This is a genomic window from Rathayibacter sp. PhB127 (assembly GCF_003751665.1).
Lineage (GTDB): Bacteria > Actinomycetota > Actinomycetes > Actinomycetales > Microbacteriaceae > Rathayibacter > Rathayibacter festucae.
The window spans coordinates 307,322-332,974 of sequence record NZ_RKHW01000001.1 but is presented as its reverse complement, the minus strand read 5'-3'; the positions used below and the strand labels follow the sequence as shown (position 1 = coordinate 332,974).

Here is a 25,653-nt window from a genome sequence, read left to right as displayed (position 1 = left end):
CGGTGGATCTCGATACGCCCGCTGCGCGGGCTACTCGATCAGCATGCAAGCGGGTCAGGCCTCGCCGGGGAGGGCCTGGCGGAGGACGATGCGGGTCCAGGCGCCGACGTAGACGCGGTCGCCCTCCTCGATCTCGCGGCGCTGGCCGGTGGGGATCGGGGTCTGCGGCAGCGGAGCGCCGGCCGCGGCGAGGTAGGTGCCGTTGGCGGACTGCAGGTCCTCGACCCACCAGCGGTAGCCGTCGGTGTTGAGCTGGCAGTGGCGGCGGGAGACGCCGGAGTCGGTGCCGCAGTCGATCTGCGGCGAGATGCCGCGCGAGACGGAGGGCCGGCCGACGAGCACGGAGCGCTCGCGGAGCACGACGATCGTCGGCGGGCCGGCGGAGGGCATCGGATCCTCGGCGCGCTGCTCCGCGTACCAGTCGGGGTCGACCCAGATCTCGGCGATCCAGGGGTCGCCCTCCTCCGAGGCCGCGGGCACGGCGGGCGCGGCCGTCCGCGTGCTCCCGGTGACCTCGCTGATCACCTCGGTGGCGGGCGCGGCGGGCGGCGCGGTCGCGACGGGCACGTCGAACCCCGCCTCCTCCTCCGGAACGAGCGCGGGCGGCGCACCGGGAGCGGCCGGAGCGGGCGCCTCGCCCAGGTGGGCGGCCGGATCGCCGGCCGGCGTGGCGGAACCGCCGACCTCGCTGGGCGCGCGGACGGCGCCGGACTCGGTGAAGGGGTCGGCCTCGGGGAGCGAGCCGGTGGTGAAGTCGTAGCCGCAGTTCTCGCAGAACAGCGCGCCGGCCTCGTTGGGGTACGAGCAGTTCGGGCAGACGGCGGGACCGGTCGGGATCGCCGTGGTCGGGTCGGCGGCGCGCGGCGCGGGGGCGGACGGCGCGGCGGGCGCGATCGGCGCACCGCAGACGTCGCAGTAGTCGCCGGACTGGGAGGTGTGCCCCTCCGGGCAGCGGTAGCTCACTTGCGCACCCGGGTGGTCTTCGTCGAGGCGGTGTCGAGCGCCATCTCGTCGAGGCGGGCGACGCCGCGCCTCAGCCGGACCGTTCCCTCGTTCGGGTCGTCGATCTCGACGACCTTGCGCAGCTTCGCGGTCGCCTCGTCGTTGCCGGTCGCGGCGGCGAGCTGCACGGCGCGGCCGAGCTTGACGGTCGCGGTGGCGTCGTCGCCGACGGCCTTCGCGGCGAGGCCGTCCTGGATCGCGGAGGCGAGCTCGGTCTGGCCGGTGTAGTGCGCGACGGCGGGATCGATCCGGGCGGTGAGCGCCGAGTCGTCGGTCCAGCGGGCCTTGACCAGCGCGGAGGCGACGACCTCGTCGCGCACGCTGAGCTGCACGCGGGCGGCCAGCTGCTCGGCGCCGACCGGCTTCGAGGCGACGCGGACGGCCACGTGGTACTCCCGCGACTCGTCGCCCCAGGCGCCGGTCGGATAGGAGCCCGTCAGCGGGTTGACCGAGGTGCGACGCGAGCTGAGGTCCTCGAGGTTCGGCGCGACCTGGCGGACGAAGAGCAGCTGCGAGCCCTGCGGGGTCCAGACGCGCAGCTCGCCGTCGGCGACGCCGCGGCCCATCGACGCCTGGATCAGCTGCTCGAAGTCGGCGGCCATGTCGGCCGGGTTCGCGATCAGGCCCACGGTGCCGAGCAGCGCGCTGGCGATGGTGCGCGCCTCCTCGACGACCCAGCGGGAGCCGACGCCGCGGACGTCGCACTGGAAGACGCCGCCGGCCGCGCGGATCGCCGCGTCGAGCTGCATCCGCGACTCGTGCTCGTTCTTGCCGTCGGTGAGCAGGATGGCGTGCCGCTGCTTCGCCTCGGGGACGCTGGAGAAGAGCTGGCGGGCGAGGGTCAGCCAGGTGCCCATCGCGGTACCGCCGTCGGCCTGGAGGAAGCCGATGGCCTCCTTCGCGGCCGCCCGGGCGCCCGGCTCCATCCGCACCATCGACACGGAGGCGTTGGGGTACGGGAAGGCGCGGTCGGCGCGCTCGGAGCCGGCGACGACGGCGAAGAAGGTGCCGTCGAGGATCTGGTCGACCGCCACGGCGGCGGCGCGCTTGGCCGCGGTCATGTTCTCGCCGGTCATCGACCCCGAGCAGTCGACGATGATGATCTCGGCGGCCGCTCCGTCGCTGCCGGCCGCGCCGGTGCCCGAGGCGGTCACCGTCACGATCGCGTGCACATCCGTCGCGCCGTCCGAGAGGAACTCGTTCTGAAAGACACTCGCGCTGAACTCCGCCATTCGGCCAGTTTATTGTGCTGCCTGGCCGCGACGGCCCTCCTCCTCGCCGGATGCGCAGCAACCGTCGGACAGCCGGCCCCTCCCCCGGCGGGCGCGGGCTTCGACTACCAGCTCGGCGGCAGCTATCCGCCGGCCGACGGCGTCGACCTCGTCGTCCGCGACCGCGAGGCCGAGCCCGCGCCCGGCGTGTACTCGGTCTGCTACGTCAACGCCTTCCAGACGCAGCCCGGCGAGGAGGCGGAGTGGGCGTCGCGACCCGAGCTGCTGCTGCGGGACGCCGCGGGCGAGCCGATCACCGATCCGGACTGGCCGGACGAGACGCTGCTCGACGTGTCGACGGCGGCGAAGCGGGAGGCGCTGCTCGAGGTGGTCGGGCCGTGGCTGGAGGGCTGCGCCGAGAGCGGCTTCGACGCCGTCGAGGCCGACAACCTCGACTCCGCCACCCGCTCGGAGGGGCTGCTGACCGACTCCGACACCGCCGCGTTCGCCCGCGAGCTCGTCGACGCCGCACACCGGGCCGGCCTCGCGATCGGCCAGAAGAACGCGGCCGAGCGCGCGGAGGAGATGCGCGGGCTCGGCTTCGACTTCGCGATCACGGAGGAGTGCGAGATGTTCACCGAGTGCGACGCCTACGGGGCCGTCTACGGCGAGCGGGTGTACGAGGTGGAGTACACGGACGTCGACGATGCGGACGCGGTGTTCGCGCGGGCCTGCGCGCGCGGCGACGGCATCGGCGTGCTGCTGCGCGACCGCGACCTGCTGACGCCGGAGGACGAGGGGTACGTCTCGGAGCGGTGCTGAGGCACGAGAGAGTCTGCACGGCGAGAAATACAGCCCGACCTCGGGCCGTTCGGCGGGTCAGGCGGACGGGAAGGACGGGACCGCCGAGGCCGGGCGGGCCGCCTCCCACCAGGCCGCGTGGCGGAGCACGTCGAGGTCGGCGAAGCGGCGGCCGGAGATCTGCAGGCCGATCGCGCGACCGTCGGCTGTGCGGCCGGCGTTGATGCTCGCGGCCGGCTGGCCGGACATGTTGTAGGGCAGCGTGAAGGCGATGTGCGCCATCCCGCGGTCCTCGTGTCCCCACGGCATCGGCCACTCGGCCGGGAACGCGGCGACCGGGGCGACGGGAGACAGGACCGCGTCGAACGGCAGGGTCGCCTCGACGGTGCGGCGCCGCAGCTCGCTGATCGCCTCCGTCGCCTCGAGCACGCGCCGACCGGAGACGTCCGCCCCGCCGTGCACCCAGGTGGTGATGAAGGGGAGGGCGCGCGCCTTCGCCTCGGTCGGGAGGTCGTAGTAGGTGCGCCAGAACCGCACGCGCCAGAACAGGTCGACCTGCTCGAGCACGCCGTCGTCGATGAACGGGGGCAGCGCGACGACCTCCGCGCCGGCGTCGGAGTAGGCGTCGGCGGCGGCGAGCACCGCCGCGCGGATCTCGGGGTCGAGGGGCATGCCCGCGCCGGCGTCCGTGTGCACGCCGATCCGGGTGCCGCGCACGTCGAGCCCGAGGTCGTCCCACGCGATCGCCTCGGGCGGCAGCGAGGTGTAGTCGCGCGCGTCGGGGCGGGACAGCACCGACATCGCGAGCGCGACGTCGGCGACCGACTGCGCGAGCGGGCCGGCGGCGCGGCCCTGGTAGGGGTTGTCCAGCGGGATGCGGCCGTCGCTCGGCTTGAGCGTCGCGAGGCCGAGCCAGGCGGCAGGCAGCCGCACGGAGCCGCCGATGTCGGTGCCGACGTGGAAGGTGCCGAAGCCGGCCGCCGCTGCGGCGCCCGCACCCGAGGACGAGCCGCCGACGGTGAGGGCGGGGTCGAGCGGGCTGCGGGTGATGCCGTGCGCACTCGAGACACCGGAGGAGAGCATCCCCCAGTCGGGCATCGTGGTGGAGCCGACGATGACGGCCCCCGCCTCCTTGAGACGGGCCACGATCGGCGAGTCCTCGCGGGGCACGACGGCGGCGGCCGCCGCGGTGCCGGCGCGGGCGGGCAGGCCGGCGCGGGAGAGGTTCTCCTTGACCGTGACTGGCACACCGTCGAGGGGGCCGAGCGGCTCCCCCGCGCGCCGGCGCCGCTCGCTCGCGGCGGCCTGAGCGCGCACATCCGCCGGGTCGAGGTCGCTGAAGGCGTTGATCGCGCTCTCGCGCACGGCGATGTCGGCGAGGATCTCGTCCGCCACATCGACGGGCGAGAGCTCCCCCGAGGCGAAGGCGGCGGCGAGGCGCGCGCCGTCGTAGCGCGAGAGGGCGGTCGAGACGGAGGTGTCGGTCATCGGATCTCCTGGCGGTGGCGGATCGAGGGCGTCGCAGCGATCAGCGCCCGGGTGTAGTCGTCGGCGGGGTTCTCGTAGATCTCGCGGGTCGAGCCCTGCTCGACGATCTCGCCGCTGCGCATCACGGCGACGCGGTCGCAGAGGTAGCGGACGACGCCGAGGTCGTGCGAGACGAAGATCAGGGTCAGCCGGTACTCCTCGACCAGGTCGGCGAGAAGGTTGAGCACCTGGGCGCGCACCGAGACGTCGAGGGCGCTCACCGGCTCGTCGGCGACGAGGATCCTCGGCCGGCAGACCAGGGCCCGCGCGATCGAGATGCGCTGGCGCTGCCCGCCCGAGAACTGGTGCGGGTAGCGGTCGACGGAGTCGGCGGGCAGGCCGACCGCGCGGATCATCTCGGCGACGCGCGCCTCCCGCTCGGCCTTCGGCACGGCGGCGCCGGTGTTCGCGGCGTTGAGCAGCGGCTCCGCGACGATGTCGCCGACGCGCATCCGCGGGTCGAGCGAGGCCATCGGGTCCTGGAACACGATCTGGAGGCTGCTGCGCAGCTCGGCGAGATCGGCGCGGCGGTGCGTGGTCAGATCGCGGCCGACGACCTCGATCGCTCCGGCGGTCGGGGTGTCGAGACCCGAGAGGATCCGCAGCAGGGTCGACTTGCCGGAGCCGGACTCCCCCACGATGCCGAAGCGGTCGCCCGCGCGGATCTCGAAGTCGAGTCCGCGGAGGGCCTCGACCTTCTGCGGTGCGGCGAAGAGGGAGGAGCGGCCGCGCGTGTAGGTCTTGGTCAGCCCGGAGGCGCGCACGACGGCCGGCGCCGCGGGGGCGGCTTCGCGCTCGGCGCGGCCCGCGTCCGTCCGCGCGACCGAGCGACCCGGGGTGTAGCCCTCGGCGGTGGCGACGGTGAAGAGACGCCCGGCCGCGTCGGTCGCGTCGAGGTCGGAAGCGGCGAGCAGGCCGCGGGTGTACGGGTGCTCGGGCCGGGTGAAGACGCGATCGATCGGCCCCTCCTCGACCACGACTCCGGCGTTCATCACGAGCACCCGGTCGCAGGTCTCGCCGACCACGGCGAGGTCGTGGGTGATGAAGAGGAGCCCGGTGTCGCGCTGCGAGACGGTGCGCAGCACGAGGTCGAGCACCTGCTTCTGCACCGTGACGTCGAGCGCGGTCGTCGGCTCGTCGGCGACGAGCAGCGCCGGATCGTTGGCGAGCGCGATGGCGAGCACGACGCGCTGCCGCTGACCGCCGGAGAGCTGGTGCGGGTAGGCGCGCGCCGCCTCCTCCGGCGAGGGCAGCCCGACGTCGGCGAGCATCTCGACCGCGCGGCGGCGCGCGGCGCGGCGGTCGGGCTGGGTGCGGTGGATCTCCATCGCCTCCGCGATCTGGCGGCCGACCCGCATCAGCGGATTGAGCGCGGTCATGGGCTCCTGGAACACCATCGCCACGGCGGAGCCGCGGAGGCGGGCGGCCTCCCGCTCGCCCAGGCCGACGATGTCGGTGTCGGCGCCGCCGACCCGCACGCGGCCCGTCGCGGTGACGGTGTCCGGCAGCAGGCCCATGACGGCGAGCGAGGTGAGGGACTTTCCGGAGCCCGACTCGCCGATCAGGCCGACGCGCTCGCCGGCGCCGATGCGGAACGTGAGGTCGTCGACGAGGAGGCGCTCGCCGGCGCGCACCGAGAGACCGGCGACGTCGAGGGCGGACGGCTGTGCTTCGGGCGTGCGGGACTCGGGCATCAGCGGTTCCTCATCTTCGGGTCGAAGCGGTCGCGCAGACCGTCGCCGAGCAGGTTGAAGCCGAGGACCGCGATCGCGATCGCCAGGCCGGGCACGATCGCCAGGTAGTCGTAGGCGCCGAGGAACTGCTGCGAGTCCTGCAGCATCCGGCCCCAGGAGGGGGTCGGCGGCTTCGTGCCGAGCCCCAGGAACGACAGCCCCGCCTCGGCGAGCACCGCGATACCGAAGTTGACCGAGCACTGCACGACGAGAAGGCCGGCGATGTTCGGCAGCACGTGGCGGATCGCGATGGCGAACCCGGAGCGGTTCGCCGCGCGCGCGGCGAAGACGTAGTCCGTCCCCATCACCTGGAGGGTGCCGGCCCGGGCCACCCGGGCGAACGCCGGGGCCGCGCCGATGCCGAGGGCGACCATCGCGGTCGTGGTGTCCGCCCCGAAGACGGCGCCGAAGACGATCGCGAGCAGCAGCCCGGGGAACGCCATCACGACATCGCTGCCGCCCATGATCAGCGAGCCGACGCGCTTGGGCCGCATTCCCGCGAGGATCCCGAGCGGGACGCCGAGGATCGCCGCGATCGCGACCGCGACGGTGCCGACCAGCAGGGTGATCTGCGCGCCGACCATGATCTGGGACAGGACGTCGCGACCGTAGCGATCGGTGCCCAGGAGGTGCGCCGGGCCGGGGAACAGCAGCCGGTCCCCCGGGACGGAGCGCTCCGGGTCGTACGGGGTCCAGACCAGCGAGACGAGCGCGACGACCAGCACGAGCAGGATCAGCGCGGCGCCGATCCAGAGCTGGGCGTCCGCACCGAGGCGCGATCGGCGGAAGCGGCCGGGGACCTTCGGGATCAGCGTGGTCCGCGGCGGGACCGAGCGGCCGGCCGGCGAGCCGGTGCCGGGCGGGAGCGTGGCGGTCATGCGGCCCTCCTGAGTCGGGGATCGAGGAACGTGAAGGCGAGGTCGACCAGGAAGTTGATCGCCACGATCGCGACGACCAGCACGGCGACCACGGCCTGCACCGCGAGCAGGTCGCGGTTGCCGACCGAGTCGACGAGATAGCTGCCGAGACCGGGGATGCTGAAGACGCGCTCGATCACGACAGCGCCGATGAAGAGTCCCGCGAGCTGGACGCCGACGATCGTGAGGACAGGGATTCCCGCGTTGCGCAGCCCGTGCTTGACCAGAGCGGCGCCCGCGGTGAGCCCCTTCGAACGGGCGGTGCGGAGGAAGTCCTCGCGCATGATCTCCAGGACGGCCGAGCGCACGTACCGGGTCAGGATCGAGGCCTGCACCGAGCCGAGCGCGATCGCCGGCAGCGCGATGTGCGAGAGGAACTCCGGGTCCGAGGGCGGCACCCACCCGCCGGAGGGGAACCAGCGCAGGTCGATCGCGAACACCGCGACGAGCAGCACGCCGACCAGGAAGTTCGGCACCGCGACGCCGAGCTGCGAGACGCCCGAGATGACGACTCCCGAGGCGTGCCGCTGCCGCATCGCGGCCAGGGTGCCCAGCGGGATCGCGACGACCAGGGCGATCAGCATCGCGACCACCACCAGGATCAGCGTCACCTGGAACCGGTCGGAGACGATCGGTGAGATGTCCTGCCCGCTCACGTAGGAGGTGCCGAAGTCGCCGCGGACGAGTCCGCCGAGCCAGTCCAGGTACTGCACGACGAGCGGAGCGTCGGTCCCGTTCGCGTCCCGCCAGGCGGCGAGCTGCTCGGGAGTGGCCTCGATGCCGAGCGCGACCGTGGCGGTGTCGCCGGGCATCACCCGCAGCAAGAGGAAGACGACGATCGTCGAGACGAGGACGGTGGCGAGGAAGTTGCCGACGAGGGCGAGCATCCGCAGCGCCATGGTCAGGACCAGGCCAGCCCGGTGAGATCGAGCGACTCCGTCACCGAGTTGCCCGAGATGCCGGTGAGCCCGGAGTCGGCGATCACGATGTTGGGGAAGAGGAAGAGCGGCACCGCGGGCACGTCGGCCGCGACATCGGCGACCACGTCCTGCATCCCGGTGACCCACTCGTCCTGCGAGGCGGCGTCGGCGGCGTCGGCTGCGGTCCGGACCTCGGCGTTGTCGTAGCCCAGGTAGTAGTCCGGGTCGCCGAAGTTGGCGAGGAAGTCGCGCGGCTCGACGGCCAGGATGACGGACATCTCGTAGTCGTGGCGGGTGAAGACCTTGTCGAGCCAGACGGCGGGGAACTCGTCGGAGGCGATCGTGGCGTCGATCCCGACGTCGGCGAGCTGCGAGACGACGACCTCCGAGACAGCGGTGGCGTAGGGGCGGGTCGGCACGTCGAAGGTGATCGAGAGGTCCTCGGCGCCGGCCTCGGCGAGCAGCTCGCGGGCCTTCTCCGGGTCGTAGGCGTACTCGCCGGTCAGGTCCTCGTAGTACGGATCGGTCGGCGGGACCATCGCGCCGATGAGCTCGCCGTAGCCGGCCCACGCGGTGTCGATGATCGCCTGGCGGTCGAGGGCGTAGGCGACGGCCTGGCGGACCTTCAGATCATCGAACGGCGCCTTCGCGTTGTTCATCGAGAGCATGATCTCGCCGTTGGAGGTGCCCTGGATCACCTGGAAGTCGTCGTTCGTCTCGAACTGCGCGACCAGGTCGGGGGCCTGCATGTTGTAGAGCATGTCGACGTCGCCGGCGCGCAGGGCGTTGGTCGAAGCGACGGCGTCGGCGAAGTAGCGCAGCGTCACGTCGGTGACCGCGGGCGCCTCGCCCCAGTAGCCGTCGCGGGCGGCGAGCTCGATGCGGTCGCCGGTGATGCGCTCGGTCACCGTGTAGGGGCCGGTGCCGACCGGCGTGTTAGCGAGATCCGCGACTCCGCTCTCGTCGAACATCAGACCGACGCTGCCTCCCATGTCGAAGAGCCAGGAGTTGCTCGGGCGGCTGAGGACGACCTTCGCCTCGGTCGGCGAGACGACGTCGACGCGGTCGAGCACGGCCATCTTCGCCTGGTTGATCGCCCAGTCCGTCTTCACCCGTTCGAGCGAGAACTTGACGTCATCGGCGGTGAACTCGGCGCCGTTCGAGAACGTGACGCCCTCATTCAGCACGAAGTCGTACTCCAGGCCGTCCTCGCTGACCGTCCAGGAGGAGGCGAGCTTCGGCTCGAGCTGCCCGTCCTGGCCGACGGCGACGAGGCCCTCGTAGACGTTGTTCATCAGCGCCTGCGGGATGGCCGCCCCCGCGGTGGTCGTGAAGTCGAGGTTGGCCGGCTCGCCGGTGAGGCCGATGATCGCGGTCGGAGCGTGCGCCTCTCCGTCAAATCCGGAGGACGAGGCCCCGGCTCCGGCGCTGCACGCGGAGAGCACGAAGGCGGAGGCGAGAGCGGTCGCGGCGAGCGCGAGGCGGCGGGTTCTGGTGATCACGGGTGCGGCTCCGGGGGTCTGGCGGTGCGTGAGTCGGGAGGGGTGGTCGTCGATCCGAGCTACTGGTCTGACCAGTAGAAGGAACGCTAGGATGGCGTCGCGATACGGGTCAAGCGAGGAAACAAAGATGTAACACCCCTCGATCCGGTCGGCGGAGGGAGAGCAGTGGCGTTCAGTCCCGTTCAGAAGGTCAGCGCGTACGAGTCGATCGTCGAGCAGATCGAGCGCGCCGTCGAAGCCGGCGACCTCAAGCCCGGCGACCGCCTGCCCGGCGAGCGCCAGCTGATGGCGGACTTCTCCGTCAGCCGCGCGGTCGTGCGCGAGGCGCTGCGCGTGCTGCAGGCGACGGGCCTGCTGGAGTCGCGACCCGGCGACCCGCGCGGCCCGATGATCACGGCGTACTCCCCGCGCATGCTCGAGAAGTCGATGGCGCGGCTCGCGCACCTCGAGAGCATCAGCCGTGTCGAGCTGTTGCAGTTCCGCCTGCTGCTCGAGGGCCAATCCTGCCTGCTCGCCGCCGAGAACCGCACGGCCGACGATCTCGCGGCGATCGAGGAGCACCTCGCCGGTCTGCACGAGGTCGCCCGCGGCGAGGCCGACGGCTTCGGCGAGCGCGTCAACCGCTTCCACGCCGCGATCCGCCGCGCCTCGGGCAACCAGCTGATCGAGGTCTGCGGAAACGTCGTGGGCGGTGTGATGGCGCATCTCGCCGACGGCCGGCTCACCACCGAGACCGACCGCCTCGCGCGGATGCGCCGCAGCGCCGCCGACGCCGAGACGCTCGTCGATGCCCTTCGCCGCCGCTCGGCGCGCGAGGCGGCCGACGTCTCGCGCCGGAACATCTACCGCTACTACGCCGACGACCTCTCCCCCGCCGAGACGGCCGCGCTCGCGAGCTCGCTGCCCGACGCCGTCGATGCGGCGGTCTGACCGGCAGCCGAGTCGCGCAGGTCAACCCCGGAGCCGCACGGCCCTGCGAGTGACAGGCTGGGCGCCGTGCCTCCCTGGTCCCTCGCGCTGCTCAGCGGCGCCATCGGCGGCGCGACCCTCCTCGTCGGAGCGGCGCTCGCCTGGTTCGTCCGTGTCCCGCCCAAGCTGACCGCGGCGATCTCGGCGTTCGGCGCGGGGGTCCTCATCTCGGCGCTCGCCTACGAGCTGGTGCAGGAGGCGGCCGATGACGGCGGACTGCTGCCGACGATCCTCGGCACGCTCGCCGGTGCCGTGGTCTTCGTCGGGGCGGACGCGCTGCTCACCCGCGCCGGCGCGGGGAACCGCAAGAGCGCGAAGGGCTCCGGCTCCGCAGGCGGCGGCACCGCGATCGCCGCGGGCGCGCTGATCGACGGGATCCCGGAGTCGATCGTGCTCGGCCTCTCGGTGGCGCAGGGCGGCGCGGGAGCAGCGATCAGCGTGCCGATCGTGGCCGCCGTGGCGATCTCGAACCTGCCGGAGGGGCTCTCCTCGACCGTCGGCATGAAGGCCGACGGACGCTCCGCCCGCTACGTCTTCACCGTCTGGGGCGGCATCGCCGCGCTCTCCGCGATCGCAGCGCTCGTCGGCTTCCTCGTCTTCGCGAGCGCACCGGGAGCGGTCGTGGCGTTCGTGACGACGGTCGCGGCCGGCGCGATCCTCGCGATGATCTCGAACACGATGATCCCGGAGGCGTTCGACCGGGACGACGTGCTGACCGGGCTCTACGCCGTCCTCGGGTTCGTGACGGCGTTCGCGCTGCACTCCGCGTCGTGAACTTCGGACGCCGCATGGCGGCGTCCCGCGGTCGGCAGAGGCGGTGGCACGTTCTGCAGAGCGTCCTGCGTGCGCCGACGGGAATCCGCTGGGACGCGGATTCCCGGATACGGCTCGTGCGTGGCCGGGTGGTTCGGCGGCGGATCGCAGCATGCTGGTCGAGTAGCCCCGGAGGGGTGTATCGGGACCCGGCGTCTGCAGGACGGCGGATCTCGATACGCCCGCTCCGCGAGCTACTCGATCAGCATGCCGAGGCCCGCCCGCGGGCGGCTCGATCAGCATGTCCCGCCGCGCGGCTGATCAGCACGACCGCAGCATGCTGGTCGAGTAGCCGCGGAGCGGCGTATCGAGACCGGGCGCGTCAGCCGCTGAAAGCCGTCAGGGCGTCGTCGAGGATCGAGAGGCCGCGGGCGACCTCGGCGGGGGTGACCACGGCGGGCGGGACGACGTGGATGCGGTTGTCGGCGGTGAAGGGCAGGAGGCCCCGGGAGAGCAGGTCGGCCTTGAGGCGGCCGACGGCGGCGGCGGGCAGCGGCTCGCGGGTGCCGCGGTCGGTCACCAGCTCGAGCGCCCAGAAGACGCCGGAGCCGCGGACCTCGCCGATCAGGTCGTGCTTCGCCTCGAGGGCGGCCAGGCCGGGGGCGAGGTGCTCGGAGCCGATGGTCTTCGCGTTGTCGACGATGCCCTCCTCCGCCATGGCCTCGAGGGTCGCGACGACGCTCGCCGCGGCGAGCGGGTGGCCGGAGTAGGTCAGCCCGCCGGGGAAGACGCGCTCGTCGAAGTGGTGCGCGATCGGGTCGTCGATGACGACGCCGCCGATCGGCACGTAGCCCGAGTTGACGCCCTTGGCGAAGGTGATCAGGTCGGGCCGGACGTCGAAGGCGTCGAAGGCGAACCACTCGCCGGTGCGGCCGAAACCGGCCATCACCTCGTCGAGGATCAGCAGGATGCCGTAGCGGTCGGCGAGCGCCCGCACGCCGGCGAGGTAGCCGGGCGGCGGCGTGAGGATGCCGGCCGTGCCCGGGATGGTCTCGAGCAGCAGCGCCGCGATCGACTCCGGACCCTCGGCCTGCACGACGCGTTCGAGGTGGTGCAGCGCCCGCTCGCACTCCTGCTCGGGCGTCTCGGCCCAGAACTCGGAGCGGTAGAGGTAGGGGCCGAAGGCGTGGACGTGCCCGCGGGCGTACTCGTTGGGGATGCGGCGCCAGTCTCCGGTCGAGACGATCGCGGCGCCGGTGTTGCCGTGGTACGAGCGGTAGAAGGAGACGATCTTGTCGCGACCGGTGTAGAGCCGCGCCATCCGGATCGCGTTCTCATTGGCGTCCGCACCGCCGTTGGTGAAGAAGACCTTCTCGAAGCCCTCGGGCGCGCGCTCGGTGATCAGGCGCGCCGCCTCGGCCCGGGTCTCGTTCGCGAAGGCCGGGCCGACGGTGGTGAGCACGGCGGCCTGCGCCTGGATCGCGGCGACGACCTTGGGGTGCTGGTAGCCGATGTTGACGTTCACGAGCTGGCTGGAGAAGTCGAGGTAGCGGGTGCCGTCGACGTCCCAGACCTCGGCGCCGAGGCCGCCGGCGATCGGCAGCGGATTCAGCGCGCCCTGCGCGGACCAGGAGTGGAAGACCCGCGAGCGGTCGGCGGCGGTGACGGAGGCGTTGGTGCTGCCGGTGGGAGTCGTGTCCGAGGAGGTCGTGTCCGAGAGCGTCATGCCTCCATCGTGCCGCGCGGGGGGCCGTCGTAGGCGGCCCGCTTTGTCGAAGCCACAGCCCTACGATGGACAGAACGTCGAATCCGATCCCGAGTGGAGCCGCCCGTGCCCGCGACCGTCCGCGATCTGCTCGCCGAGCCGGCCTTCCGCCTTCACGTCCTCGCGGGCGTGCACGACGAGGCGGCGCTCGACGCTCCGCTGGTCTGGGCGCACTCCTCCGACCTCGTCGATCCGACGCCGTGGCTCGAATCGGGGCAGCTGCTGCTCACCGACGGCGTGCACTTCGAGCAGAGCCCCGAGACGCAGGGCGCCGACTTCTCGGAGGCGTACGTCGCCCGCCTGCGCGGCCGGGGCATCCGCGCCCTCGGCTTCGCGACCGGCATCGTGCACGACGAGGTGCCCGCGCCACTCGTCGCGGCCTGCGCCCGGCAGGGGCTGCCGCTGCTCGAGGTCGCCGATCTGACGCCGTTCATGGGGATCATCCGCTTCGTCGCGGACGTCATCTCGCGCGAGCAGCGCGAGCGACTGGAGTGGTCGCTGGAGGCGCTGCGCCGGGTCGCGCGGGCGGCGCTGCGCCCGGACGGTCTCGCGGCGATCCTCTCGGAGCTCGAGCGCCAGCTGGACTGCTGGGTCGCGCTCTACGACGCGGTCGGCCAGCGGGTGCACCTGCCGACCCGGCTCGACGTACCGGAGGCGGCGGAGGGCTCGGTCGCGGCGGCCGTGCGCCAGGCGCTCGCCCGGGGCAGCCGCGCGGGGCTCCGACTCGACGACGGCGGCGGCGTCACCCTGCAGACGCTCGGGCAGCGCGACCACCTGCGCGGGGTGCTCGCGGTCGGCACCGGCACTCCCCTGGATCCGGCCGGCAACGACCTGGTGGCGAGCGTCATCGGGCTCGCGAGCATCGCCCTCGAGCAGCGGCGCGCCCTCGACACCTCGCGGCGGCAGCTGCGCTCGGGTCTGCTCGAGCTGCTCGTCGCCGGGGCCTTCGACGTCGCGGCCCGCACGGCACGGCAGCTCTGGGGCACGCTGCCCGCCGAGCCGGTCCGCGTGAGCGTGCTGAGCGAGCCGGTGCGCGGCGACTCGCTGCTCGACGAGCTGGAGGTGTTCGCGGAGGAGAACGGGGCGCGGCTGTTCTTCGCCGAGCGCGACGGGGCCCTCGTGGTGATCACGGGTGCGGAGGATCTGGCGCTGATCGCGGGGGTGCTGGAGCGGCACGGTGCGCAGGCGGGGTCCTCGGCGCCGATCGCCTGGTCGGAGCTGGAGCGGGGGCTGGTGGAGGCGCGGCGCGCGGCCGATCGGTCGACGGCGGAGCATCCGCTGCTCCGCTTCGAGGACGTGTCGGCGCAGGGGATGCGCGGCCTGCTCACCGCGGCCGGCGCCGAGCCGCTCGCCCGGCGGCTGCTCGCGCCGCTGCTCACTCCCGAGGGCGGCGTGCTGCTCGAGAGCGCCCGCGTCTGGCTCCGCTGCAACGGCGCGTGGGAGCCGGCCGCCCGCGAGCTCGGCGTGCACCGGCACACGCTGCGGAACCGCGTGACGGCGGTCGAGCGGGCGCTGGGTGTGGACTTGGACGACGTGGATGCCCGGACTGAGCTGTGGCTGGCGCTGTGCTTCTCGGCGCCGGTCTCCTCCTCCGTCGTCGATCGGCCGCGGTCGGCCGAGCGAGAGGGGGACGCCCCACAGAGCGACGCACGTCCGCCCACGACGAATCGCTGACACGCGATTCGCCGGTTGCGCTCGACCTTGCGATGGTCGGTGTGCGGTGGCCCCGCGAGATGCCACTTATGAGCAGGACACGCCGTAGAAGTCGCTCATAAGTGGCATCTCGCGGCCCGGCTCAGTTCTGGGGGAAGCCCAGGTTGATGCCGCCGTGGGACGGGTCGAGCCAGCGGCTCGTGATCGCCTTCTGCTGCGTGAAGAAACGGACGCCCTCGGCCCCGTGAGCTTTCGTGTCGCCGAAGAGCGACGACTTCCAGCCGCCGAAGGAGAACGTCGCAACGGGCACCGGGATCGGCACGTTGATGCCGATCATCCCGACCTCGACCTCGTTCTGGAATCGGCGGGCCGCCCCGCCGTCGTTGGTGAAGATCGCGGTGCCATTGCCGAAGGCGCCGTTGTTGATCAGGGCGACGCCCTCCTCGTAGGACTGCACCCGGACGATGGAGAGGACCGGTCCGAAGATCTCCTCGGTGTAGGCCTTCGAGGTGATCGGGACGTCGTCCAGCAGCGTCGGGCCGAGCCAGAAGCCGTTCTCGTCGCCGTCGACCTCGATGCCGCGGCCGTCGACGACGACCTTCGCTCCGTCCTCCTCCGCGATCGCGATGTAGGAGGCGACCTTGTCGCGGTGCGCTTCGGTGACCAGGGGGCCCATGTCGCAGCCACGACGACCGTCGCCGATCCGCAGGGTCGCGGCGCGCTCCTGGATCTTCGCGATCAGCTCGTCCGCCACGGGCTCGACCGCGACGACGACCGAGATCGCCATGCAGCGCTCGCCGGCCGAGCCGAAGCCCGCGTTGATCGCGGAGTCGGCGACGAGGTCGAGGTCGGCGTCGGGGAGCACCAGCATGTGGTTCTTCGCCCCGCCCAGCGCCTGGACGCGCTTGCCGTTGCGGGTGCCGGTCTCGTAGACGTACTGCGCGATCGGGGTGGAGCCGACGAAGGAGATCGACTTCACGTCCGGGTGCTCGAGGAGGCCGTCGACCGCGACCTTGTCGCCGTTCAGGACGGTGAACACGCCGTCGGGCAGGCCGGCCTCCTTCCAGAGCGCACCGAGCCAGATCGCCGACGACGGGTCCTTCTCGGACGGCTTCACGACGACGGTGTTGCCGGCGGCGATGGCGATGGGGAAGAACCACATCGGCACCATCGCGGGGAAGTTGAAGGGGCTGATGATGCCGACGACGCCGAGGGGCTGCTTCACGGAGTAGACGTCGACGCCGGTGGAGACCTGCTCCGAGTACTCGCCCTTGAGGTGGTGCGCGAGGCCGGTCGCGAACTCGACGACCTCCTGGCCGCGGGTGATCTCGCCCATCGCGTCGGAGAGGACCTTGCCGTGCTCGGAGGTGATGATCTCGGCCAGCTCGCCCTTCTTCGCCTCGAGCAGCTCGCGGAACTTGAAGACGATCTGCTGGCGCTTGGCGAGCGAGGTGTCGCGCCAGGCGGGGAACGCGGCCTTGGCGGAGGCGACGGCCGCGTCGATCTCGGCGGCGTCGGCCAGCGCGACCTCCTTGGTCGCGACGCCGAGCGCGGGGTCGTAGACCGGCGCGGTTCGGCCGGACGACGAGGGTGAGGCTGCGCCGTCGATCCAGTGGCCGACGGTGGACAGCGAGGTGGCGGGCGACTCGGCGATGCTCATGGGGTCGAGGGTAGGCGGGGACGGCGCGGACGCGGGGAGCGGATGTGTCCAGGCACCGGCACCTCGGATGGACGGAGCGGCACGGCGGGGGGATCTCGATACGGCCGCTCCGCGGCCTACTCGATCAGCATGGAAGGGGGCGGCGCAGCCTCCACGGTCGGCGGGGAGCGCGCACATGCTGGTCGAGTAGCCGCGCAGCGGCGGATCGAGACCTGCCCCGTCAGCGAGCGTGGTCGCGCGCACATGCTGGTCGAGTAGCCGCGCAGCGGCGCATCGAGACCCGGCCCTCTGCAGAACGGTGGATCTCGATACGGCCGCTCCGCGGCCTACTCGATCAGCAGGGAAGGCGGCGGCGCAGTCTCCGTCGCCGGCGCGAAGCGTGCCAGGGCCGCCGTGATGTTGTCCTGGCCGCCGCGCTCGTTCGCCCAGGCGACGAGCGCCTCCGCCAGCGCGACCGGGTCGTCGCCGACGCGGGCGACGGCGTCGTGCAGCACGGCCGCGAGGTCGTCCGCGGGCGAGGCGTAGTTCCAGAGGCCGTCGGAGCAGACGAGCACCCAGCCGGGCTCGGCGAGCACGGTGGAGGCGAGGGTGGGCGACTCGTCGTGCGCGTCGGCGCCCAGCCACTTGGTGATGGCGTGCGCGTCGGGCGCGGACTCGGCCTCGGCTCGGGGCACGCCCGAGGCGATCTGCTCCTGCGCCCAGGAGTCGTCGACGGTCAGCTGCCGGGCGGGGCCCGCGTCGGGGATCCAGTAGCTGCGGCTGTCGCCGACGTTGCCGGTGACCAGCAGCGCGCCGTCGAGGATCGCCGCGGTGAAGGTGCACGAGGGCGGGTTGTCGCGCTTCTCGGGCACCGCGGCGTCGATTGCTCCGGAGGCGCGCGCGACCGCCATCTGCAGCAGCGCGCCCCAGCGCTCGGCGCCGTGCACCTCGCCGCCGACCTCGGACCGCAGCGCGCTCAGCGCGGCGCGGGCCGCGGCGAGCGAGGCGGTGTCGGAGTCGGGGGTCGAGGAGACGCCGTCGCAGACCACCAGCAGCGCGGTCCGCAGGCCGCCGTCCTCGCCGGCCGTCGCGCCGAGCGCCATCGCGTCCTCGTTGGCCGCGTGCCGGATCCCGCGGTCGCAGACGCCGCCGACCAGCGGGTGCGGCGCCTCCGCCCAGTGCTCGCGCTCGGTCGGCGCGCGCTGGCCGCACTGCTCGCAGTAGCCGTCGTCGGCGATCGCTCCCCCGCAGTGCAGGCAGGCCGTCCGGCCCTCCGAGCCGGCGGCGGGCGGGGCGGCGGAGGCGGCCGGGACGATCAGCGTCGTCCCGCAGGCCTCGCAGAAGGCGTCGCCGGTCGAGACCGGCTCGCCGCAGTTCGGGCAGGGCGTCGACAGCGCGGTGCTCACATCGCTCTCCCCGCTCACGTCGCTCTCCCCGCTCACGTCAGCGTCCAGCGGCGCACGGCGTTCGCCCGGTCGACGAGGCGCAGGCGCTCCTCCTTCTCGCGGGTGGCGGCCGCGAGCGAGCGGTAGGAGGTCTCGAGGCCGTCCCGAAGGGCGGGCTCGGTGGCGTCGACCCCGCCGATCGTCGCGCCCTCGGCGGGGCCGTCGCGTCGGACCAGCTCGAGCGCCGACTCCAGCACCCCCGTCGTCAGCTCGAGCCGGGTCCGCGAGTCGATCGCCACCGTGTCGACACTGGCGAGCGCGGCGGAGAGCGCCGGCAGTCCGCGGCCGGAGCCGGCCAGCAGCTCGGCGCGGCGACGGCGGGCGTCGACGTAGGAGGAGCGGGTCGGCGTGACGATGTCGAGCGCGTCGAGCGCGCCGTCCAGGTCGGCCCGGTGCTGCCGCACCCGGGCGAGACCGAAGGCGGCCGGCGCGGTGTAGTTGGCGTCGGCACGGGCGCAGATCACGTAGAGCGATTCCGCCACCTCGGGCTCGCCGCTCGACTCGCAGGCCGCGGCGAGCGCGAGCTTGGGCGCGAGCTCGCCGGGGACCTGGCCGTAGACGGTGTTGAACGAGGCGCGGGCGCCGATGTCATCGTGGCGGGCGAGCTGGGCCAGCCCGCTCATCCACACCGCGCGCCACTCCCACGGGTCCTCGGTGAGGATCTCCCCGGTCGCGCGGGCGACGTCCTCCCAGCGCTCGGCCTCGATCGCCGCGCGGGCGCGGGCGAGCCGCACCTCGACGGTGACGGTCGGCGCGAGGGCGAGGGCGCGCAGCCGCACGATCGGATCGGCGACGTTGACGCCCGCGAGCCAGGCGCGCGCCGGGTCGGACTCGTCGGTCTTCAGCCCGGGCAGCGCGTCCCAGGGCAGCGGACGGTCGACCACGTCGGCGACGGGCGCCTCGAACAGCGCCGACTCGGTCGAGTGCAGCGCGGGGTGCCCCGGCCCGCGGTCGGTCGCGACGACCTCGCGCAGCACGCCGAGCAGCTGCCCGCGCATCTCGTCGACGGTGGCGAAGCGGTCCTGCGGGTCGGGCGCGCAGGCCTTCGCGACCAGGCGGTAGAACGAGTCGTACTTCTGGAACAGCGGCGTCTCGGACACCGGCGGCAGCGAGGCGACGTAGGTCGTCTGGTTGCCTCGGAAGTCGAGGACGAGCGAGGCGATCGTCCGTCCGATCGTGTAGACGTCGGACGCGATCGACGGCCCGAGCTCGGGCACCTCGGGCGCCTGGTAGCCGACGGTGCCGTAGATGGCCGACTCCTCGTCGTCGGCCCGGCGCACCCCGCCGAGGTCGATCAGCTTGACCTGGTCGCCGACCTGGATCATGTTGTCCGGCTTGAAGTCGCAGTAGAGCAGCCCGTGGTCGTGCAGGTAGGCGAAGGCGGGCATCACCTCGAGGACGAAGGCGAGCGCCTGGTCGACGGGCAGCGGATCCGCGGAGCCGCCGTTCGCGTCGCGGCGCTCCTGGAGGATCTGCTTGAGGCTCGGACCGCCGACGTACTCCATCACGATGTAGCCGGCGCCCTCGTGCAGGACGAAGTTGTAGATCTCGACGATCAGCGGGTGCTCGACCTCGGCGAGGTACTGCCGCTCCGTCACCGCCGCCGCATAGGCGTCGGGGTCGCCGGAGTTCAGCAGGCCCTTGAGCACGACCCAGCGACCGGAGACGTTGCGGTCGCGGGCGAGGTAGATCCAGCCGAGTCCGCCGTAGGCGAGGCAGCCGACCACCTCGTACTGCCCGCCGACGACGTCGCCCTTCGCGAGCTGCGGCGTGAAGCTGAACGGGGTGCGGCAGTTGGGGCAGAAGCCCTCGGTGCGGCCGGGCTTGCCGTCGCGGCCGCGGCCGACCGCGGTGCCGCAGTTGGAGCAGAAGCGCTTGCGCTCGGGGAGCACCGCCTCCTTCATCAGCGCGGCCATCGGGTCGGCGGCGGGACGGGAGGGGACGGTCGTCAGCCCGGCGCCGAGCCGCGGTCCGCGCAGGCGGGTGGAGGTGGTGCCGACGCGGCGGGTGGTCTTCGAGCCGGTCTGCGCGGTGCGGGCCGAGCCGAGCGCGGCGGTCGCGAGGCGGGCGGAGGAGGTGCGGCCGCTGCGGGCGGTCGCCGCCTCCTCGGTGCTGGAGCCGACGGGGGCCTGCGCGTTCGGCGCGCCCTCGGCGAAGCCGGTGCCGAAGGCGGCGGAGGCGGTGGCCGGCGCAGGGACGGACGCGGGAGCGGGACGGCGCGCGGTCGGAGCCGACACCGCGACCGCCGGCGCCTCCGCCGGCAGCCCGCACACGTTGCAGTAGCCGTCCTCGATCACGCCGGTGCAGCCCGGGGTCGAGGTGCAGGGGTCGCCGTTCATGAGCTGGCCTTCCGAGGGAGCGAGAGAGACGGGGCGGTGGGCAGGTCGCGGGTGACCACGTCGTACTGCTCGACCAGGTGCCGGGCGAGAGCGACCGAGCACGGCACCGCCTCGAGCGCGGCGCGGACCTCGGCGTCGGCCGCGACGCCGACGGGCGACGCGGCCCGGCCGTTGGCGGCCGCGCGCTCGCGCAGGGCCCGCAGCCGGAAGCCGAGGGCGGCCCGCTCGCGCAGTGGCGAGGTGTAGGCGACCTCGACGGCGTCGAACGCCCGGCCGACGGCGGTGAGGCGGGCGAGGTGCGCGTCGAGCTCCTCCCGGCCGGTCGGCGGCTCGCCGAGGCGCGAGACGTCGGGCACCGCGAGGCGGGGCGGATCCGCGATCTCGCGGCGGCAGCGGGCGACGAGCTCGCGCAGCGGTGCCTCGCGCAGCTCCGCGGCGGCGGCCAGCTCGCGGGCGCGCACCCGGTCGTGCTCGAGTCCGCGGCGCTCGGAGGCGGCGATGATCAGGTCGCGCTCCAGCCGGGCGGAGTCGCTCTCGAGCTGGCCGAGCGGCCCGGAGACGTCGGCGCCGCGGCCGGCCTTCTCGGCGAGGGCGTCCAGCCGCGAGCGGAGCACCGCGACGCGCTGGGCGGCGGCCTCATCGACGGTGCCGCGCGCATCGCGGGTGAGGTCGCGGCAGCGCTCGATCTCGGCGCGCACCCCGACGATCCGGCCGGCGACGTCGGTGCCGCTCGGGTCGAGCTCCAGGCGCGACTTCAGCTGGCCGATGACGGCGTCGCAGAGCCGGACGGCCTCGACCAGCGAGACGGCGGCGCTGCCGCCCGAGCCGGAGGAGTCGAGGCGCCCCCAGATCAGCTGCGACATCCGCTCGCGGGCCACGGTGTCCACGCGGCCGGAGTCCCAGACGACCTCGAGCTCGGCGAGCCGCCGGGTCACGGACTCGCGCAGCGACTGCGCGAGGACGACGTCGGCGGTGTAGCTGTCGGCCTGCGGCGAGGCGAGCGCGGCGGCGTCGAGCCGCGAGAGCTCGCGGGTCGTCCGCTCCAGCCAGCGGCCGAGCTGAGCGAGGTAGTCGAAGAGCGCACGCTGCGGGATCGCCTCGCCCAGGCGCCCCGGAGCGACGGGCGTCCCCTCCGAGACGCCCGCCCCCGAGACCCCCTGCGCGCTCGTCCCGGCCGCCATCAGCGCCCGTACACCGCGGCGGGCGGCGTCGCCGTGCCGAGATCGCCGAGCCAGCGCTGGTAGATGCTCTGCCAGCGGCCGTCCGCGCGGATGCTCTCGAGCGCCGCGTTCACGAAGCGCACGTAGTCGGTGTCGCCGGCCGGCATCCCCAGGCCGTAGGGCTCGGAGCTGAGCTGATCGCCGATGACCTTGGCGTACGGGTCCTGCGCGACGAAGCCGGCGAGGATCGTGTCGTCGCCGGCGATGGCGTCGACGGAGCCCTCCTGGAACTCCGCGAGGCACTCGGTGTGCGTGTCCGCGGCGACCGCCTCCACATCGGGGTAGTCGCTCTCGAGCCGGCTGAGCGTGGTGGTGCTCCGCGGCGCGCAGACCCTCGCGCCGGCGAGCTTGGCGATGCCGTCCGCCTCGTTGCTCTCGGAGACGAGCACCTTCAGCCCCGCGGCGTAGTACTCGGAGGAGAAGGCGATGCTGCTCCAGCGGTCGCAGGTCATCGTCAGCGTCCGGGCGACGAGGTCGACCTGCGGCGTCGCGGCGTCGCCGCTGAGGGCGGGCAGGCGCTGGGCCGAGGTGATCACGACGAACTCGATCGCGGTCGGGTCGCCGAAGATCGCGCGGGCGATCTCGCGGGCGATGTCGATGTCGAAGCCCTCGATCTCGCCGGTCAGCGGGTTGCGGGAGGACATCAGCAGGGTGTCGGCCGAGACGCCGACGCGGAGCTTCCCGTCGTCCCGGATCTGCGCGAGGCGGGGGCTGTCGGTGACGCCGGTCGGCGCGTAGGAGGTGACCGCCGAGGGCGAGCACTCGGCCGTGGCCGGAGCGGCGGTCGACGGCGCGGACGCCGTGGGGGTCGGCGTGGTCGCCTCGGTGATGGTGCCGAGGTCGCTCGCGCCGCTGGTGCAGCCGGAGACGGCGAGCACGGTGCCGAGCAGGAGCGCGACGGCGCCCGTGCGCAGGGTGCTGAGGCGGGTCATCGGTACTCCTCCAGTCGCTGCGCGACGCCGCGCCAGGCGAGCAGGGCGCCCACCAGGCCGGCGGCCAGCAGGATCCAGGAGGCGATCGAGGCGGTCGCGCTCCCGTCGTCGAGCTCGGTGCGGGTCGTGGTCGTGTCGTCGACGATCGCCGTGCGCGCGTCGTTCGCGAAAGCGGTGAACGCGCCGTTGGCGGTGCCGTCCCCGGTGGCGGTGGCGAGGTCCACCGCGTCGTCCCAGTTCCCGCCGTCGTCCTGATCGCGGATCGCCGCATGCAGGTCCAGCCACGCGTTCAGCTCCGTCAGCAGCGCCCCGTCGACGATGCCGTCGTCGACCCCGGCCTGCAGCCGGTCGCCCGCGTCCTTCGCCGCCGCCTGGAACTCCGCCTCGAGGGCCGCGCCCGAGCCGCGCTTGATCAGCGTGAAGCTCTCCAGCGACTTCGCGTCGCTCGCCGCGGTGAGCGCCTGCGAGACGACGAGGGTCGCCTGGTACGGCTCGGCGCGGACCGCCGCCGCACGCCCCGCGATCGAGCCGAGCAGGAGCGCGCCGCCGATCCCGACCAGCAGCAGCAGCCCGGTGGCGGTGGCGAGCGGGCGGTTGAGGTAGCGGTGCGTCCGCCGCGCCAGCCAGACCTGCGCCGCGATCAGCAGGAGCAGCATCGCGAGCGAGCCGATCAGCAGCAGCACGCTGAAGCGCACGGTGTCGTAGGCGGCGGCGACGCGGTCCGCCCCGCGGGTGACCAGCCCGTTGAGATCCGTGAGGATCCCCTTCTCGGAATCGGTCAGCTGCGCCGAGGCCTGGTCGAGGTACGCGGAGCCGACCGGGAAGCCCTGCCGGTTGTTGGCGCGGGCCTGCTCGATCAGCCCGCTGTAGGTGGTCAGCTTGGTGGCGACCTTCGCGAGGGTCTCGGCGTCGTCGGGCTGCGTCGCGGCGAGCTGGGCGATCCGCGACGACGCGCCGGCGAGGTTGTCCACGTAGGTCTTCCGCTGCTCCGCGGGCTCGAGACCGCCGACCAGGAAGGTGTTCGCCGCGATCGCGTTGGCGTCGACGAGCAGGTTCCGCACGTCCTGCACGCCGATCAGCTGGGCGGCCTGCTCGCGGGCCTCCTGCGCGGCGCGCGCCTGCAGCGACGCGGCCTGCTGGCCGAAGACGCCGAACAGCACGGCGGCGAGCGCGGTGAGCACCAGCAGCAGGCGGAGGGTGCGCGGAGTGGTCGAGGTCGCGCGGGCGAGGAGCGTCGGCCGCCGAGCGGCCGGCGCAGCCTGAGCGGGTGCGGGCGGAGCCGGCGGCGCGGCAGTGGCGATGCTCATGCGATCTCCTCGGTCGATGCGTCGGTCTCGGGCTCCGCCACCGGGGACTCCGCGTCCGGCAGCTCCGCGTCCGGCAGCTCCGCCTCCACGACGTCCTCCGCCTCCAGGGTCCGCAGCTCGTCGAGCGTCGGCTCCTCGGTGTCGCGCAGGCGCCAGGCGTGGCGCGCGATGGCCGCGTCGAGCACGTTGCGCACCCAGCGTCCGTTGCCGAACGCCTCGGTGCGCTCCTGCGCGGCGGCGACGTCGGCGAAGGCGGCGACCGCCTCCTCCGTCGGGGTGAAGTCGGCGGCGGCGGCGAGGCGCGCGAAGATCGCGGACAGCTCCTCGTCGCTGTAGTCCGCGAAGTCGATGGTGGTGGAGAAGCGGCTCGCGAGCCCGGGGTTGGTGTCGAGGAAGCCCTGCATCGGCCCGGAGTAGCCCGCCACGATGACGACCAGGTCGCCGCGGTGGTCCTCCATGTCCTTGACCAGGGTGGTCACCGCCTCCGCGCCGTACTGGTCGAGCGCGAGCGCGTAGGCCTCGTCGATGAAGAGCACGCCGCCGCGGGCCGAGGCGATCACCTCGGCGGTCTTCATCGAGGTCTGGCCGAGGTAGCCGGCCACCAGCTCGGAGCGGTCGACCTCGACGAGCACGCCCTTCGAGAGGATGCCGAGCGAGCGGTAGATGCGCGAGACGAGCCGCGCGACGGTGGTCTTGCCGGTGCCCGGATTGCCGGTGAAGACGAGGTGCCGGGTGAGCGTCGGCGTGGTGAGCCCGGCGGCCTGGCGCAGGGTGTCGATCCGGAGCAGCTGGGTCTGCCGCTTGATCTCGCTCTTCACCCGGTCGAGGCCGATCAGCGCGTCGAGCTCGGCGAGCAGGTCCTCGATCGCCTCGGGCGGCTCGACCGGTTCGGGCTCGGGCTCGGCGACGGGAGACGCGAGAGGCGCGGCGGCGGCCGGTCCCGGCTCGTCCTGCGGCCCGTCGTGCTCGGTCCGCCGCAGCCGAGCGAGGATCTCGTCGACCCCGGGGACTCCGGCGGGAAGATCGCGCGGGGCGGTGGGCGCCGAGGTCGAAGGAGCCGACGACGTCGGAGCCTGCACCGCCCCCAGCTGCGCCGCCGCCGTCGCCGACGCCGCCGCGATCCCGCCGATGCCCGGCTGCCCGAGCGAACTGGCCGCCGACACGACCTCGGTCAGCGCCCGCGCGTACGCGCCGGCCTGCTCCGAGTGCGCCGCGACCAGCCCGGCGAGCAGATCGGTCGGCGAGCTGCGCCAGCGCCGGGCGCTCGACGCCGCGGTGAAGAACGCCTCGAGTCCGCCGGTGGTCCCGGTCTCGGCGAGCCAGTCCTGGCCCGCCCCGGTGATCGACTCGGCGACCGCGGCCGCGAGCCGGGCACCCTCGGCGCGCACGGCGGCGCCGTCGAGCCCGGCCGCGGATCCGATGAGGACGAGCGCGTCGAGGGACGCCGGCAGCGTGCTCACGAGGCGCTCGGCGGGGTCAGCGAGCCGGGAGCGGTGGGCGTCGTCGGAGCGGCCGGCGCGTCCAGCCCGCTCGACAGCGACGACTCCGTGAACTTCTCGGCGAGGAACTGCCCGTGCGCGATCAGCGCCGAGGCGTCCTGCCGCGAGACGGCGTCGGAGATCCGGTCGAGGGTGCCCCCGAGCAGGTCGAGCTGGTCGCAGAGGATCATCAGCGAGGTCTTCCCCTTGTAGACGGCGCGGCGGTCGGCGAAGTCGCGCGGGAGGCGCAGGTAGCCCTCGACCGCCTCGGGCAGGTAGCTGGTGGCCGTCGCGACGACGGTGTGGCCCTGCCGGCTCATCCCGCCGAGGCGGTCCAGGCGCGGCACCATCTCGCGCACGGTCTCGTCGACCCGGCGGATGCGGGCCGCGACGATCGCGGGGACCTTGCCCGCGGTCTCCGCCGCGACCCGGTCGAGCGCCGCGAGGATGTCGTCGCTGGACGGCACGCGCGGAAGTGCGGGCGCGGTCTCCTCCGGCACCGGGTCGGTGCCGCCGAACAGGCGGGAGAGCCAGCCCATC

General features: G+C 73.5%; 20 protein-coding genes. 4 read left to right on the top strand and 16 right to left on the bottom strand.

From position 1 onward, the window contains the following. Window positions 1–54 precede the first annotated feature (54 nt). Together EDF22_RS01625 and EDF22_RS01620 are read right to left on the bottom strand one after the other, a co-directional pair. Window positions 55–963, bottom strand: a complete 909-nt coding sequence (locus EDF22_RS01625) for an FHA domain-containing protein (protein ID WP_123701930.1) — start codon at window positions 961–963, stop codon at window positions 55–57. Beyond that, window positions 960–2,234, bottom strand: coding sequence for a VWA domain-containing protein (locus EDF22_RS01620; RefSeq protein ID WP_123701928.1), 1,275 nt, complete (start codon window positions 2,232–2,234; stop codon window positions 960–962). Before EDF22_RS01620 ends, EDF22_RS01625 begins: the two co-directional genes overlap by 4 nt. Before the next feature lie 12 nt (window positions 2,235–2,246). On the opposite strand from EDF22_RS01620, the gene EDF22_RS01615 reads away from it, so the two are divergent. After that, window positions 2,247–3,035 (top strand): endo alpha-1,4 polygalactosaminidase, encoded by a 789-nt coding sequence (locus EDF22_RS01615; protein ID WP_221180880.1) that lies wholly within the window; start codon window positions 2,247–2,249, stop codon window positions 3,033–3,035. A 57-nt stretch (window positions 3,036–3,092) separates the two neighbouring features. Here the strand turns inward: EDF22_RS01615 and EDF22_RS01610 are convergent, their stop codons facing one another. The 5 genes from EDF22_RS01610 to EDF22_RS01590 are packed head-to-tail and all read right to left on the bottom strand — an operon-like array spanning window position 3,093 to window position 9,613. Next, a complete protein-coding gene (locus tag EDF22_RS01610; protein WP_123701926.1) occupies window positions 3,093–4,502 on the bottom strand; it encodes an amidase in 1,410 nt (469 codons plus the stop codon). Further along, a complete protein-coding gene (locus EDF22_RS01605) occupies window positions 4,499–6,235 on the bottom strand; it encodes an ABC transporter ATP-binding protein (protein ID WP_123701924.1) in 1,737 nt (578 codons plus the stop codon). Before EDF22_RS01605 ends, EDF22_RS01610 begins: the two co-directional genes overlap by 4 nt. Next, window positions 6,235–7,152, bottom strand: coding sequence for an ABC transporter permease (locus tag EDF22_RS01600; RefSeq protein ID WP_123701922.1), 918 nt, complete (start codon window positions 7,150–7,152; stop codon window positions 6,235–6,237). The genes EDF22_RS01605 and EDF22_RS01600 overlap by 1 nt, the downstream gene beginning before the upstream one ends. Next, window positions 7,149–8,090 (bottom strand): ABC transporter permease, encoded by a 942-nt coding sequence (locus EDF22_RS01595; RefSeq protein WP_123701920.1) that lies wholly within the window; start codon window positions 8,088–8,090, stop codon window positions 7,149–7,151. Before EDF22_RS01595 ends, EDF22_RS01600 begins: the two co-directional genes overlap by 4 nt. Window positions 8,091–8,092: 2 nt before the next feature. Further along, window positions 8,093–9,613, bottom strand: coding sequence for an ABC transporter substrate-binding protein (locus EDF22_RS01590; RefSeq protein WP_123701918.1), 1,521 nt, complete (start codon window positions 9,611–9,613; stop codon window positions 8,093–8,095). Between the two features lie 165 nt (window positions 9,614–9,778). Between EDF22_RS01590 and EDF22_RS01585 the strand changes: the two genes are divergently transcribed. After that, complete coding sequence (locus EDF22_RS01585) at window positions 9,779–10,543, top strand: FadR/GntR family transcriptional regulator (RefSeq protein WP_123701916.1); 765 nt, start codon at window positions 9,779–9,781, stop codon at window positions 10,541–10,543. Window positions 10,544–10,609: 66 nt separating this feature from the next. Then, the gene (locus tag EDF22_RS01580; protein WP_123701915.1) at window positions 10,610–11,356 is read left to right on the top strand and encodes a ZIP family metal transporter; all 747 of its coding nucleotides are present in this window, start codon (window positions 10,610–10,612) and stop codon (window positions 11,354–11,356) included. A 361-nt stretch (window positions 11,357–11,717) separates the two neighbouring features. On the opposite strand, the gene EDF22_RS01575 is transcribed toward EDF22_RS01580, so the two are convergent. After that, on the bottom strand, window positions 11,718–13,061 hold the full coding sequence (locus EDF22_RS01575; protein ID WP_123701913.1) for an aspartate aminotransferase family protein: 1,344 nt from the start codon (window positions 13,059–13,061) through the stop codon (window positions 11,718–11,720). A 105-nt stretch (window positions 13,062–13,166) separates the two neighbouring features. Between EDF22_RS01575 and EDF22_RS01570 the strand changes: the two genes are divergently transcribed. Then, window positions 13,167–14,774: a PucR family transcriptional regulator gene (locus tag EDF22_RS01570; protein WP_148059077.1), complete on the top strand. Its 1,608-nt coding sequence runs from the start codon at window positions 13,167–13,169 to the stop codon at window positions 14,772–14,774. A gap of 121 nt (window positions 14,775–14,895) precedes the next feature. Here EDF22_RS01570 and EDF22_RS01565 read toward each other — a convergent pair whose 3' ends face one another. From EDF22_RS01565 to EDF22_RS20625, 8 genes are all read right to left on the bottom strand, one after another. After that, window positions 14,896–16,413 (bottom strand): CoA-acylating methylmalonate-semialdehyde dehydrogenase, encoded by a 1,518-nt coding sequence (locus EDF22_RS01565; protein WP_123701909.1) that lies wholly within the window; start codon window positions 16,411–16,413, stop codon window positions 14,896–14,898. A gap of 326 nt (window positions 16,414–16,739) precedes the next feature. Then, entirely contained in the window at window positions 16,740–17,816 is a 1,077-nt protein-coding gene (locus EDF22_RS01560; protein WP_123704609.1) for a PP2C family serine/threonine-protein phosphatase, read from the bottom strand. A 14-nt stretch (window positions 17,817–17,830) separates the two neighbouring features. Further along, on the bottom strand, window positions 17,831–20,176 hold the full coding sequence (locus tag EDF22_RS01555) for a serine/threonine-protein kinase (protein WP_123701908.1): 2,346 nt from the start codon (window positions 20,174–20,176) through the stop codon (window positions 17,831–17,833). After that, window positions 20,173–21,357, bottom strand: a complete 1,185-nt coding sequence (locus EDF22_RS01550) for a hypothetical protein (RefSeq protein ID WP_123701905.1) — start codon at window positions 21,355–21,357, stop codon at window positions 20,173–20,175. The genes EDF22_RS01555 and EDF22_RS01550 overlap by 4 nt, the downstream gene beginning before the upstream one ends. Then, window positions 21,357–22,328, bottom strand: coding sequence for a glutamate ABC transporter substrate-binding protein (locus EDF22_RS01545; RefSeq protein WP_123701903.1), 972 nt, complete (start codon window positions 22,326–22,328; stop codon window positions 21,357–21,359). Before EDF22_RS01545 ends, EDF22_RS01550 begins: the two co-directional genes overlap by 1 nt. Next, window positions 22,325–23,635, bottom strand: coding sequence for a hypothetical protein (locus EDF22_RS01540; RefSeq protein WP_123701901.1), 1,311 nt, complete (start codon window positions 23,633–23,635; stop codon window positions 22,325–22,327). Before EDF22_RS01540 ends, EDF22_RS01545 begins: the two co-directional genes overlap by 4 nt. Then, a complete protein-coding gene (locus EDF22_RS01535) occupies window positions 23,632–25,095 on the bottom strand; it encodes an AAA family ATPase (protein WP_123701899.1) in 1,464 nt (487 codons plus the stop codon). Before EDF22_RS01535 ends, EDF22_RS01540 begins: the two co-directional genes overlap by 4 nt. Beyond that, window positions 25,092–25,652, bottom strand: a complete 561-nt coding sequence (locus EDF22_RS20625) for a hypothetical protein (protein WP_185038661.1) — start codon at window positions 25,650–25,652, stop codon at window positions 25,092–25,094. The genes EDF22_RS01535 and EDF22_RS20625 overlap by 4 nt, the downstream gene beginning before the upstream one ends. Window position 25,653: the final 1 nt, after the last annotated feature.

Coding starts and splice junctions, on each gene's coding strand:
- EDF22_RS01620 (WP_123701928.1), bottom strand. CDS start 2,234: ATGGCGGAGTTCAGCGCGAGTGTCTTTCAGAACGAGTTCCTCTCGGAC.
- EDF22_RS01610 (WP_123701926.1), bottom strand. CDS start 4,502: ATGACCGACACCTCCGTCTCGACCGCCCTCTCGCGCTACGACGGCGCG.
- EDF22_RS01605 (WP_123701924.1), bottom strand. CDS start 6,235: ATGCCCGAGTCCCGCACGCCCGAAGCACAGCCGTCCGCCCTCGACGTC.
- EDF22_RS01600 (WP_123701922.1), bottom strand. CDS start 7,152: ATGACCGCCACGCTCCCGCCCGGCACCGGCTCGCCGGCCGGCCGCTCG.
- EDF22_RS01595 (WP_123701920.1), bottom strand. CDS start 8,090: ATGGCGCTGCGGATGCTCGCCCTCGTCGGCAACTTCCTCGCCACCGTC.
- EDF22_RS01575 (WP_123701913.1), bottom strand. CDS start 13,061: ATGACGCTCTCGGACACGACCTCCTCGGACACGACTCCCACCGGCAGC.
- EDF22_RS01565 (WP_123701909.1), bottom strand. CDS start 16,413: ATGAGCATCGCCGAGTCGCCCGCCACCTCGCTGTCCACCGTCGGCCAC.
- EDF22_RS01555 (WP_123701908.1), bottom strand. CDS start 20,176: ATGAACGGCGACCCCTGCACCTCGACCCCGGGCTGCACCGGCGTGATC.
- EDF22_RS01550 (WP_123701905.1), bottom strand. CDS start 21,357: ATGGCGGCCGGGACGAGCGCGCAGGGGGTCTCGGGGGCGGGCGTCTCG.
- EDF22_RS01545 (WP_123701903.1), bottom strand. CDS start 22,328: ATGACCCGCCTCAGCACCCTGCGCACGGGCGCCGTCGCGCTCCTGCTC.
- EDF22_RS01540 (WP_123701901.1), bottom strand. CDS start 23,635: ATGAGCATCGCCACTGCCGCGCCGCCGGCTCCGCCCGCACCCGCTCAG.
- EDF22_RS20625 (WP_185038661.1), bottom strand. CDS start 25,652: ATGGGCTGGCTCTCCCGCCTGTTCGGCGGCACCGACCCGGTGCCGGAG.